The organism is Mesorhizobium sp. WSM4846, assembly GCF_055811415.1.
In genome coordinates this window covers 26,934-39,076 of sequence record NZ_JBVVPZ010000010.1, presented here as the reverse complement: position 1 = coordinate 39,076, position 12,143 = coordinate 26,934, and the positions used below count along the sequence as shown (strand labels likewise).

At 64.1% G+C, this 12,143-nt stretch carries 8 protein-coding genes and 1 riboswitch; of the genes, 7 read left to right on the top strand and 1 reads right to left on the bottom strand.

Translation table 11 applies throughout. The annotated features are described in order from the left end of the window. Positions 1 to 11: 11 nt before the first annotated feature. Positions 12 to 1,139 (bottom strand): BMP family ABC transporter substrate-binding protein, encoded by a 1,128-nt coding sequence (locus tag AC0L15_RS11590; protein WP_287245423.1) that lies wholly within the window; start codon positions 1,137 to 1,139, stop codon positions 12 to 14. Positions 1,140 to 1,436: 297 nt separating this feature from the next. Between AC0L15_RS11590 and AC0L15_RS11585 the strand changes: the two genes are divergently transcribed. From AC0L15_RS11585 to AC0L15_RS11555, 7 genes are all read left to right on the top strand, one after another. Further along, the gene (locus tag AC0L15_RS11585) at positions 1,437 to 2,123 is read left to right on the top strand and encodes a GntR family transcriptional regulator (RefSeq protein ID WP_287245420.1); all 687 of its coding nucleotides are present in this window, start codon (positions 1,437 to 1,439) and stop codon (positions 2,121 to 2,123) included. 545 nt (positions 2,124 to 2,668) lie between these two features. Continuing rightward, entirely contained in the window at positions 2,669 to 4,276 is a 1,608-nt protein-coding gene (locus AC0L15_RS11580) for a hypothetical protein (RefSeq protein WP_473496364.1), read from the top strand. A gap of 150 nt (positions 4,277 to 4,426) precedes the next feature. Continuing rightward, entirely contained in the window at positions 4,427 to 7,594 is a 3,168-nt protein-coding gene (locus tag AC0L15_RS11575) for a hypothetical protein (protein WP_473496363.1), read from the top strand. A gap of 324 nt (positions 7,595 to 7,918) precedes the next feature. Further along, positions 7,919 to 8,033: riboswitch (guanidine-I (ykkC/yxkD leader) on the top strand. Between the two features lie 99 nt (positions 8,034 to 8,132). Then, on the top strand, positions 8,133 to 9,197 hold the full coding sequence (locus tag AC0L15_RS11570; RefSeq protein WP_287245411.1) for a putative urea ABC transporter substrate-binding protein: 1,065 nt from the start codon (positions 8,133 to 8,135) through the stop codon (positions 9,195 to 9,197). A 105-nt stretch (positions 9,198 to 9,302) separates the two neighbouring features. After that, positions 9,303 to 10,115 carry an ABC transporter permease gene (locus AC0L15_RS11565; RefSeq protein ID WP_287245407.1) on the top strand — a complete coding sequence of 271 codons (813 nt, stop codon included), beginning with the start codon at positions 9,303 to 9,305 and terminating at the stop codon, positions 10,113 to 10,115. Continuing rightward, positions 10,112 to 10,921: an ABC transporter ATP-binding protein gene (locus AC0L15_RS11560; protein WP_287245405.1), complete on the top strand. Its 810-nt coding sequence runs from the start codon at positions 10,112 to 10,114 to the stop codon at positions 10,919 to 10,921. Before AC0L15_RS11565 ends, AC0L15_RS11560 begins: the two co-directional genes overlap by 4 nt. 12 nt (positions 10,922 to 10,933) lie before the next feature. After that, complete coding sequence (locus AC0L15_RS11555; protein ID WP_287119717.1) at positions 10,934 to 12,142, top strand: agmatinase family protein; 1,209 nt, start codon at positions 10,934 to 10,936, stop codon at positions 12,140 to 12,142. Position 12,143 lies beyond the last annotated feature (1 nt).

Below are 12,143 nucleotides of genomic sequence, written 5' to 3'. Positions count from 1 at the left end.
CCGATCCATGCTCAAGCGGTCGAGCCGACGACACCCTCGACGAGATAGTCCATGCTTTCCAGCTCGATCGCGGCTTCGACGAAGGTCTGGCCCTCGGTTGCGACGACGTCGCCCTTGTTGTTCTTCAACGGCCCCTTGATCACCGAAAAGCCGCCCTTCATCATTTCGGCGAGCGTGCCGTCGAACTGTGCGCGCGCCGCCTCGCTGACGGCGGGGCCGAGCGGGCTCATCTTGACGAAGCCGTCGGCCAGTCCGCCGCGCGTGAAATTGGGCAGCGGCTTGCCGGCCACGAGGTCGTCGACGAACATCTTGTAGACCTTCGCCCAGTTCCATTCCGCACCGGTCAGGTATTTTTCAGGTGCCAGCGGGCTCTGATTGGCATGGTAGCCGCAGATGAAGGCGCCGCGCCCCGCCGCCGTTTCGACCACCACTTTCGGGCTGTCGACATGGCAGGTGATGACGTCGGCACCCTGATCGACCAGTGCATTGGTGGCCTCCGCCTCCTTGACCGCCAGCGACCATTCGCCGGTGAAGATCACCTGGCAGGTGATTGCCGGGTCGACCGAGCGTGCGCCGAGCAGGAAGGAGTTGATGTTGAGCAGGACCTGCGGAATGGGCTTTGCCGCGACGAAGCCGATCTTCTTGGTCTTGGTGGCGTGGCCGGCGGCGACGCCGTTGAGATACTGGCCCATGCCGATATAGCCGAAATAGGAACCGGCATTCATCGGATGCTTGTCCTTGTTCCACATGCCGCCGCAATGGCGGAACTGCACGTCGGGGAATTTCGCGCACATGGCCAGCATGTGCGGATCGAAATAGCCGAAGGAGGTCGGGAAGATCAGCGAGGCGCCGTCGAGGTTGATCATCGATTCCATCGACTTCTGGACATCGACCGTTTCGGGGACGTTCTCCTCCTCAACCACGGAAATGCCCTCGATGGCCTTCAATGTGGCGGCACCCTCGGCATGCGCCTGGTTGTAGCCGTAGTCGTCCTTCGGTCCGACATAGATGAAGCCGACAGTGACGGCAGCGGCGAATGCCCTGCTGATCGGGAATGACGCCGAGGCCAGGCCGAGCGCCGCTCCGGCGGCGGAGGTCTTGAGCAGCTCGCGGCGGCTAAGCATGAATCTCTCGGTCATGTGAATGCTCCCTGTTGGACCCTTTCCGGGTCGATTGATTCCCTTCTCGTAAAAGTGCATGCAATCGCTGTGCCAGTTCAAAACCTGGATTTTATCCAATTAAATCAGTTGGCATGCCGATTTGCCGTGCCCAAGCGAAAGGCAATTGCATGCACTTTTTGCCTTTCAATTAGCCAGTTTGACATCTAGATTAAAATAAAGGCATAGAGGGCCGCCCGAGTCGAAACTTCCGGCGAACCACTTGCCGCACGGCCGCGAAAAAGACTGGACGGAGGAGAATTGTCGGGGAAGCGCAGCTTGATCAGGTCGGGCACGACGGTCGATCAGATGGTGAGGGCGATCGGTGACCGGATCGTCACCGGCTTCCTGCGCCCCGGCGAAAAGCTCGACGAGGCCTCGCTGGCTGCCCGTTTCGATGTGTCGCGCACCCCCGTCAGGGAGGCGCTTGGCCGGCTGAGCGCAATGGGGTTGGTCGAAAGGCGTCCCAACCGCGGCGCCACCGTCGCCGTAGTGACGCAGGAGCATCTTGCCTCGATGTTCGAGAGCATGGCCGAGCTTGAAGCGATCTGCGCGCGGTTCTCGGCCGAGCGCATGACCGCCGGTGAACGCCGCGCGCTCGAATCCGAGCACCAGGCATCGGCGCGCCTCGTGCAATTGGGTGCGGAGGAGGACTACGAGTATTTCAACACCGAGTTCCACACTCGGCTCTATCGCGGCGCGCACAGCAAGCACATCTATGAACTGACCGTTATGACACGCAGCCGGCTGGCGCCGTTCCGGCGCGCGCAATTCATGCTGCCGGGCCGCCTGGCCAAATCCTGGCAGGAACACGACGTCATCGTTACCGCAATCATGCGCGGTGACGGCGCCGCCGCAGGGCAAGCAGCCAAGGATCACGTCTCCATCGTCAGCGAGGCGAGCGCCGTCTTTGCTGCAGTTGACCCGTTGAAGCCGGCGGCGGATCCGATCGGGATGTCGTCCTAGTGGTCAAAACCTGACGCTTGGTACCCGAAACTGAATACCGTTTTGACCCGAGGCGACCTATGTCTTGCGTGTAGCGAATGGCCGCTTCGCGCCTCGATGTCGACCTAGCGGCACGCCATCCCGGCGTGAGCCCCATGGGACTGCAGCAACTGCTTGAAGCTTTCCGCGCCTATACGGGCGACGTCGAAAATCGTGCTATATCATCGGACACGAAGCACGGAGGCAGCTCAGGCGCAAAAAAGCCGTGAGACAAGAGTCGGCGAAATCTGTCGGATTTGGTCTTAGCCGTCATCGATGCCTCAGTCGCGCTGTCCGGCGTCTCGCCGCACAGAGATTTCTATCTCAGCGCGCGCCAGTTGCAACTTCACGAGTAGTGGAATGCCACGTGGCAATATCGGTCCCCAACATGAGCCCGTCTTCGATCTCAAATCGGCGGCGGCAGTGCTCGAAGCCAGCGGCGACCACAGGGTTTTGAGCTGCCGTCGTTGTCAACAAACCCCACAGGCGCTAAGCTCCACGCTGGGATCAGGCAATGGAAAGTACCGATGCCGGAGCAGATGCACGCCAGGTTGTTCCATCGGCTTGTCGCCCTGTTTTTCATCCTTCTTCTCGGCGCGCATCCCGCCAGCGCCCAGAACCGCCCCGCTCCGACCCCGCTGTTCGACACTCCAGGCCTTGCCGCCGAGGCGTTGAAAGCCATCGCCGAGCGCATCGGGCGCGAGCCGCGGGTCGCGCTGGTGGATATCCGGGGCTCCGAGATGACCGTGCATGTGCAGGGCGCGCGCCCCCATCATCTCGACAAGTGGACCTGGATACGCGGCCGCGGCTTTTTCATGGGCATGACGACGCGGATCCGCGGCCCGGAGATCGCCCAGCCGCTCGTCGCGACGCTCGACCCGACAACCGTCCTTTTTCCACTCGAAGGCCTGCCGCTCGACGACCTGCCCGCACTGATCGACCGGATCTCGCCCCGCGCCATGCTTGAAGAGCCAGCACTTCCGCAGTCCATTCGGATCGAGCGGCAACTCCTGCTCGTGGGCGGCACCCGCGTGGGCGAGGCGCGGATCATGGTCCACTGGGACACCGGGCGCGAAAGCTCCTACGTTTACCTCAACATGGACGGCAGCATCCACACGGCCGATGTCTTGGGCACCTTTCGCGCCCGCGGCCTCGACATGGCGCGGGATGACTGGCATCTGCCGATGGCGGCGCAGGATCTCGCCTTCTTCGGCAACCACCGCAGCATCCTTCGGGTCGAGATCGAGCCGCGAGACATCGACGTGAGCTACATGGACCCGCAGAGCCGCAGCCAGACGACGGGCATGCGCTGGACGCTGAACGGCCTCAGCGTGAACGCGCCGATCATGGAGATGCCTGCGACGATGCGGCCGCCGACCGAGGATGTGTTCGCCTTCACCGATATCGACTTCGCAATGCTGCCCGCGCTCAAGGCGGCGGCGCTGGAGAAGGTGAACGAGCCCGGCATGCGGGTGCTGAAGATAGTGGCGAACCGTCCGATCACCAGCATCGGCACGCCACAGCTTGTCTGGACGCTCACCGTCGGCGATCCTGCGAAGCAGGGAAACTGGATCACCCGGACCGAGGGCGAGGCATGGCAGGTCGTAGCAAGCCCTGCCGGCGAGATTCTTCGGGTTATCCTTCCCCCCGGCCGACGCCCGTCGGTGGATTGGTGGACGCCCGCCAACCTACGCGACGTGATCGACCGGCTCGTTTCCACCTTTCCAGTCAGCCATCCCTTCCGCGAGATCGTGCTCGATCCCCAAGGCGGCAGGGCTCATGCCGTCGACGGGGGCGACCCGACGCTGTGGCGGGAATTCAGCATCACCGCGCACGATATCTCCGTGTCGTCCATTGGAGGTGGACGCCATGACGGGGTGGACGGGACATGGTTCACGCTGGACGCGCTCGATGGCTACAGCACGGAAGTGATTTTCGACCTCGTCTCGCGCACGTTCGAGACTATGAACCTGCCCGATGGCTACATATCCAGGTTGACGTTTTCGCGCGGGAATACCTGGGTTCGGCCGCCCGAGGGGAGGGTGATGCTGGAAATACGGGTGGAGCACGGAATGCGCGGCGGCCGGCTCACCTGGCTCGCCGACGGGACCGAATTGGACCGTGTGATGCCTTGAGCTGCGGTCAGTAATCTCTCATCCGGTGATGACAACGGTCACGCCGAGCAGGCCATGGCCTAGACATCAGGATGCTCTCGGCAGCGCTTCTGACGATGGGATAATCCCGCAAGGAATCCCGGAGGGTGTGAGCCATGTGGAGGATAGGCCATGAAGTGGAAGTCGCTTCGATCAACTGCGCTCGCCGGCCTCACCGTGGCCGCGATTCTCCTGGAGGCGCGGGCTGGGTTCGCCGTCGACGAAGAACCGTTGAACCTGCTGCGGCTCACCTCGGCGAAGGTCGAATCGACCACTTCTCCCGCCGACGTGACTGCGATCGCGCGGTTGACAGACGGCGACGCGAAGACGGTCGCGGAGATCGACGCGACGGAAGCCACACCGCTGGACGTCACGTTCACGTTCGGTGGAGGCGTTGTGGCGCCGGAGGGGATCAGGGTCACGCTGCCGGAGGGCTCGGGCAGTGCGGCAGTTCGCGTGGAGATCCTCGTCTCGACGGCGTCGGCGCACGCCGGGTTCCGGTCCCTTCGCACTGACCCGCTTGCGGCGGAGGGCAAGCCGCAGACGTTCGAGTTCCCCACCACCGCGGCGCGCTGGATCATCGTGCGGCTCGCGCCGCAGCCCGGGGCGCGCAAGGTAGCGGCAGCGGAAGTGGAGGTTATCGGTCGGGAGGGTGAGCCGAAGAGCCACTACGCGTTCGCCGAGTCTCCGGCGAAGGCCTTCGACGTGCTCACGCGCCTCGAGAAGACGACGTCGCTCAAGCTGGCGGTCTCCGACGACGAGAAGGCGATGTTCGCGAAGGCGAAGGCGGGGCGCTTGACGCCCGTGGAGTTCGCCGAGGCCGCGCTGCTGGCGTCGGGCGTAGTCGACGCGGGAAAAAGGAAGGAGTACCTGAAGCGCCTGGACGCGTTGGAGCAGCAGGCCCGCGCGGCGGTGGCGAACACGCGCACTCCCGCGGCCAAGGGCGAGGCGCTCCTCGAGTGGCTCCACAAGGGCCCGATTTCGAAGGGCTACGTGGCGCGCCAGACCGGCCTCTCGGTGATCTTCGACACGGGTACGTTCAATTGCGTGTCGTCCGCCGTGCTCTACAACGTGCTCGCGCTGCGGCTCGGGCTGGACGTGCGCGCGATCGAGGTGCCCGACCACGCGTTCTCGATCCTCTACGACGGCACGCGGCACATGGACGTGGAGACAACGAACGCCAAGGGGTTCAACCCCGCTAGGGACAAGGCCGCCATCGCCAAGTTCGAGCAGATGACGGGCTTCCGCTACATCCCCGACGCGCACCGCGACCAGCGCCGAGAGGTCGAGGAGGCGGGGCTGGCGGCGATCATCTACTACAACCAGGGCGTGTTGCTCTCGGAGGCGAAGCGCTACCACGAGGCGCTCGTGGCGAATTTCCGGGCGATGAGCCTCGACCCCGAGTTCGGCTCGGCGGTGAAGAACGCGCTGGCCGTGCTCGCGAACTGGGGAGCGGAGCTTTCGCGCGACAGCAAGTTCCAGGACGCCCTGGAAGTCGTGACGACCGGCCTCGCGCTGGCGCCGAAGGACGCGGCGCTCGTCAATAACCATTCGGCTGTTTGGAGCCAGTGGGCGCTCAGCGCGGTGGACGCCGGCAAGCCGTCCGAGGCGCTCGCCATCCTCGAGCGAGCGGCCGCCGCGGTGCCCAGCGGGGGGTTCGAGGGGATGCAATCGCTCGTGTACATCCGGCCGGCGGACATACGGATGCGGGAGGGCCGGTGGGAGGACGCGCTCGCGGCGGCCGTGCCGGGCTTCGAGGCGCTCGCGGGCGAGCCGCGCAAGGAGCTCGAGAAGTGGCTCGGCTACTTCGGGCAGGAGTGGTCCGCCGCGCTGGCCAAGAAGGAGGGTGAGGCGAGGGCCCTTGGGGCACTGCGCGGTTTCGTGGCGCGCTTCCCCGGCAACGAGCACGTGACTTCGGCGGCGGACAGCCACGTACGCCGGATGGCGTTCGGGTTGGCCGACGCGGGGAAGTTCGAGGAGGCGCTCGCGGCGATCCAGGGGGCCAAGGATTTGATGAAAGACACAGCGGGCGTCCGCGAGGCGTCGCTTTACGTCTACGACGACTGGGCGAAGCGCCACATGAAGGACGGTCGGTGGGAAATGGCGGCGGATGTGTACGTGAAGGGGTTCGCGGCGTACCCGGGCGAGGGGCTGTTCAAGGCCAACGTGGCGTATCTTGCGCAGGAGTGGACGAAAGCCGCCTACGCGAAGGGCGGCGCGGACGCGGCGGCCGAGGTGATGAAGTCGATGGCGGAGCGGTTTCCGGGGCTGACGGGCCTGTCGAAGAGTGGCGGGAATGAACTGCAATGGGCCGTAAACGCGCGCGTCGAGGAGGGGAAGTACGAGGAGGCGCTCGCGGCCCTGGAGAAAGGGCGGCAGTTGCTGGAGGATAGCGACGCGGAGCAGACGTACCTGTACGTGTACGACTTCTGGGCGAGGAAGCGCATGGAGGCCGGCGCGTGGGAGGAGGCCGCGGACGTGTACCTGAAGGCGCTCGCGCGATATCCCGAGGCGGGCATGCTCCAGCAGAACGTCGCGTACCTGGGCCAGGAGTGGACGAAAGCCGCCTACACGAAGGGCGGAGCCCCGGCGGCCGCCGCGGTCGCGAAGGCCCTCGCGGCGAAGTTCCCTGGAGTCGAGTCCATCGGGAAGTCCGGCGGCCAAGGGGTGGCCCGTGTAGTCCATGACTCGATTGGAAACGCGAAGTTCGAGGCCGCGCTCGCGGCCGTGGACCAAGGGAAGGAGTTTCTGCCGGGAAACGAGGCGCAGGAGCTCTACTTCGCGGCATACGACGGCTGGGCCAAGCGTTACATGCAGGACGGCCAGTGGGAGAAGGCGGCAGACGTCTACGAGGCGGGTCTCGGGCGGTTCCCCGCGATGGAAAAGCTTCAGGGGAACATCGGGTGGTTCGCGCAAGAATGGGCGAAGGAAGTGGCCGCTGGGCAGGGGCCGGACAAGGCCGTGGAAGTTCTGCGAGCGTTGAAGCAGAGGTTCCCGGGCCTGCAGAACGTAGCGCGATCGTCTAAGAACTACCTGAACAACAATGTGAACGCTCTCGTGCGGGACAACAAACACGAGGAGGCGCTCGCTGTGCTCGAGAGGCTGAAGGACCTCGCGGAAGGGGAGGCGGACGTGGAGAGGCTCGCAGTGTTCGCGTACGACCGGTGGGCGAGGAGGTTCATAGAAAAGAAGGACTGGGACGGGGCGATTGCGATCTACGACAAGGGCCTCGCGCGGTATCCGGACCAACGATTGTTCGAGCAGAACAAGGCGTATTGCATCGAGCAAAAGAGCAGGTAGGAGCGGGCTGTCCGCTCACGGGTGGATCCGGCGCCCGTATGCCTCCCAGAGAGGACCCGGGTGTTGGGGGCAGGGAAGGGGAGTTGCTAACGGCATCAAGTCCAGTCCCGCACAACTGGACGAGAAAACCAAGCAATCTCGGGGCCGTGTGTTTTGGGGGAATGACGTGAGGTGACCCCTAGCAGCAATCAGGCAAACTGCCCAATCCGTCGGCGATGCGATGATTTTCGCGTCACTCGGGCAAATCTCGAAGCCGCACAGTTCCACAAATGCCGGGCATTTGGCATAATTCGGCTTTGGCATGCTCCTTGCTTCGTAGATGGTGTGCAGAGCGTCTAGGGTTCCGGCCGCGACAAAGCGGTGCTGGTCCAAGAGATGCGACCGCCAGGGATGCACTGAGGCATCCGGCGGAACACGGCGGGCCAAAATCCCGGGAGAACCCTGCACGGGTTTGCTGGCGCGAACCTCTCCCGGATACGCGCTCGCAAACCCCAACATTAATTCCGGTCGCAATCCGGATCGCGAACAGGGGTACGCAATGCTTCGCAAGCTGGCCGCAATCATCCTAGCCGCATCACTCAGCCTTCCCATCGTTTCCGCCGCCGGCGCGGCGCCCAAGAAAGACTTCAAGATATGCTGGTCGATCTATGTCGGCTGGATGCCGTGGGGCTATCTCTCCGACAGCGGCATCATGAAGAAATGGGCCGACAAAAACGGCATCAATGTCGAGATCACCCGCATCAACGACTATGTCGAAAGCATCAACCAGTACACCGCCGGCGGTTTCGACGGCTGTTCGATGACCAACATGGACGCGCTGTCGATCCCCGCTGGCGGCGGCGTCGACACCACCGCCTTGATCATCGGCGACTTCTCCAACGGCAATGATGCGGTGATCCTCAAGGACAAGGCAGCGCTCGCCGACATTGCCGGCCAGAAGGTCAACCTCGTCGAGCTCTCCGTCTCGCATTACCTGCTGGCGCGGGCGCTGGACACGGTCAAGCTCGCCGAGAAGGACATTACCGTCGTCAACACGTCCGACGCCGACATGGTCGCGGCCTATGGCACCAGCGACGTCACCTCGGTCGTTACCTGGAACCCGCTGGTTTCCGAGATCGTCGCCATGCCGGGTGCGCACAAGGTTTTCGATTCCGCGCAGATTCCCGGTGAGATCATCGACATGATGGTCGTCAACACCGAGACGCTTAAGGACAATCCGGCATTGGGCAAGGCGCTTGTCGGCGCATGGTACGAGGTGATGGAACTGATGAACTCTGACACGCCGGAAGGCAAGGCAGCCAAGGAGGAGATGGCCAGGGCATCCGGCACCGACCTCGCCGGCTTCGACGCGCAGCTTGCCTCGACGGCAATGTTCTACGATCCTGCCAAGGCGGTCGACTTCGCCAACGGCGCCGAATTGCCGAAGACGATGGATCTGGTCCGCAACTTCCTGTTCAGCCATGGCATTCTTGGCACCAACGCGACGAGCGTCGACGTGGTCGGCATGAGCTTTGCCGACGGATCGACGCTGGGCGACGCCAACAACGTCAAGCTTCGTTTCGATCCAGCCTTCATGGCCGAGGCGGCAACCGCAACGCCCTGACCCGACATGCTGGCCAAGGGAATAAGCGCCAGGGATGAAGCCTCCGCGACGGGCGGTGAGGGCATTGCGCGCCCTTCCCGGCCAAGGCCGAGGGTGCGCCTTCGTATGATCAATGCGAAGGTTTCGCGCGGCGGCGCCTTGTTTCTCGGCGGCTTGCCGTTCCTGTTTGTGGCGATTGCCTATCTGATCGCCTCGGCGCAACGGCTGGGGGTCAATCCCAGCGACAAGCTGCTGCCTTCGCCGCCACAGATGTGGTCGGCCTTTCTTGACCTTGCCACGGTGCCTGACAAGCGCTCCGGCGACCTCATCCTATGGGTCGACACCTATGCCAGCCTCCTCAGGCTGTTTGCGGGCGTGGGCGTGGCGACGGTCGCCGCGCTTTCGCTCGGCATTGCCATCGGCTTCATCCCGCGGGTGCGGGCCTTCCTGCTGCCCTTCGTCACCGTCGTTTGCGTCATCCCTCCGCTGGCGTTGCTGCCGATCCTGTTCATCGCGCTCGGCCTCGGCGAAACGGCCAAGATCACGCTGATTGCTCTTGGCGTCGCGCCGGTGATGGTGCGCGACATCGCCAACCGGGTGGTGGAGTTGCCACCAGAGTTGGTGGCCAAGGCGCAGACGCTTGGCGGCAACAGCTGGACCACGGTCTTGCGGCTGGTGCTGCCGCAGATCATGCCGCGCCTCATCACTTGCGTGCGGCTGGCGCTCGGGCCGGCCTGGCTGTTCCTGATCGCCGCCGAAGCCATCGCCTCGACCGAAGGCCTGGGTTACCGCATCTTCCTCGTTCGCCGCTATCTCTCGATGGACGTCATCCTGCCCTATGTCGCCTGGATCACGCTGCTTGCCGTCATCACCGACTGGCTGCTGGTGCGGCTGTCGCGGGCAATCTCCCCTTGGGCGCATCCGGTGGAGGCCAGATGAGCCGCATCGTCGTTCACGGGCTGGAAAAGTCTTATGGCGATGCCCGCGTGCTCGAGCGGGTCAACGTCACCGCCGAAGCCGGCGAATTCCTGTCGCTGGTCGGCGCCAGCGGCTGCGGAAAATCGACGTTCCTGCGCATTCTGCTCGGCCAGGAGCAGCAGAGCAGCGGTGTCGTCATCGTCGGCGATGGCCCGATCGTGCCCGAGCCGACGCCGCAGCGCGGCATCGTCTTTCAGCGCTATTCGGTGTTTCCGCATCTGACCGCCATGCAGAACCTGCTGCTGGTCGAAGACTTTCGCTCGGGCGGGCCGTTTGGCCGCGTCTTCGGCGCCAGGCGCAGAAACGCCAGGCAACAGGCCGAGGCCATGCTGGCGCGGGTTGGCCTTGCCCATGCGCGCGACCTCTATCCGGCATCGCTCTCCGGCGGCATGCAGCAGCGGCTGGCGATTGCGCAGACCTTGCTCGGCCGTCCGCAGATCCTGCTACTCGACGAACCGTTCGGTGCGCTCGATCCCGGCATCCGCGTCGAGATGCACGACCTGCTGACCGAGCTCTGGACCGAGCACGGCATGACGGTGGTGATGGTCACCCACGACATCGAAGAGGCCTTCAAGCTCGGCACCCGCGTGCTGGTCTTCGACAAGCTGCGCCACGATCCGCAGTTCCCGTCCGCTTACGGCGCGACGATCACCTACGATCTGAAGCTCGATCGCAAGACCCGGGCTTCCTCTCATCACTTGGCCAAGGTGGCCGCGATGGTCGGGACGACCCGCCCGGAAACAGCAATGGCGACGACGGCGTCGTAACGGAGAGTTTGAATGTCCAGAAATATCCCCGAACGCAGCCACCGCCGTGCAGGGCTCGTCGCCCGGGCGGCCAGGGAACGCTTTCACCATCCCGATTTCGACGCCCGCGGCACGCAGGGCTGGAAATCGATCGAGGCCGAGGGCAAGCTGCCGGAAAGCGGCTGGCGCAAGGAGCAGCAATGGGCGCTCGACATGGGCCTGCCGGGATCGGAGTCGATCGTCGACAAGTCGATCCCGACATTCGCGCGCGGCGAGCTGCCGCATTTCGCCGGCATCAACACCTTTCTCAAGGCGCCCTATGTCGAGAACGTCCGCGATGTCGGCAAATATGATGCTGCCGTCATCGGCATTCCTTTCGACAGCGGCACCACTTACCGGCCGGGAACCCGCTTCGGGCCGCAAGGCATTCGCCGCATCTCGGCGCTGTACACGCCGTACAACTATGAGCTCGGCGTCGATTTGCGCGAGCAGATGACGCTGTGCGACGCCGGCGACGTCTTCACCATTCCCGCCAACCTCGAAAAGAGTTTTGACCAGATCACCAAGGGCGTCAGCCATGTCGCCTCGTCGGGCGCGCTGCCGATCATGCTGGGCGGCGACCATTCGATCGGATTTCCTTGCGTGCGCGGCATCGCCGACGTGACCTCGAAGCGCATCGGCATCATCCATTTCGACCGCCATATCGACATCCAGGAAAAGGATCTCGACGAGCGCATGCACACCACGCCCTGGTTCTGGGCGACCAACCTGCCGAATGTCTCGGCGACCAATCTCGTGCAGCTCGGCATCGGCGGCTGGCAGGTTCCCCGCTACGGCGTCGCCGAGGCGAGGAAGCGCGGCACCAACGTGCTGACCATTGCCGACATTGAGCAGATGGGACTCGAGAAGGCGGCGGAAATCGCGCTCGAACTCGCATGGAAGGACACCGACGCCGTCTACATCTCTTTCGACGTCGACAGCCTCGATTGCGGTTTCGTGCCCGGCACAGGCTGGCCTGAGCCGGGCGGATTCCTGCCGCGCGAGGCGCTCAAGCTGCTTGGGCTGGTGACGGCGCCTGGCATTTGCGGCCTGGAAGTGGTCGAGGTCTCGCCGCCCTACGACACGTCGGACATCACCGCGCTGTTCGGCGTGCGCGTCGTCGTCGAGGCGCTTGGCTCGATGGTCGCCCACGGCAATCTCGGCAAGCACAAATCGATCATCGACAAACCGGTGAGTTTTTGAC

What these genes read in the sequence shown, in the direction of transcription:
- AC0L15_RS11590 (WP_287245423.1), bottom strand. Translation starts at nt 1,139, where the DNA reads ATGACCGAGAGATTCATGCTTAGCCGCCGCGAGCTGCTCAAGACCTCC.
- AC0L15_RS11580 (WP_473496364.1), top strand. Translation starts at nt 2,669, where the DNA reads ATGCCGGAGCAGATGCACGCCAGGTTGTTCCATCGGCTTGTCGCCCTG.
- AC0L15_RS11575 (WP_473496363.1), top strand. Translation starts at nt 4,427, where the DNA reads ATGAAGTGGAAGTCGCTTCGATCAACTGCGCTCGCCGGCCTCACCGTG.
- AC0L15_RS11570 (WP_287245411.1), top strand. Translation starts at nt 8,133, where the DNA reads ATGCTTCGCAAGCTGGCCGCAATCATCCTAGCCGCATCACTCAGCCTT.
- AC0L15_RS11565 (WP_287245407.1), top strand. Translation starts at nt 9,303, where the DNA reads ATGATCAATGCGAAGGTTTCGCGCGGCGGCGCCTTGTTTCTCGGCGGC.
- AC0L15_RS11560 (WP_287245405.1), top strand. Translation starts at nt 10,112, where the DNA reads ATGAGCCGCATCGTCGTTCACGGGCTGGAAAAGTCTTATGGCGATGCC.
- AC0L15_RS11555 (WP_287119717.1), top strand. Translation starts at nt 10,934, where the DNA reads ATGTCCAGAAATATCCCCGAACGCAGCCACCGCCGTGCAGGGCTCGTC.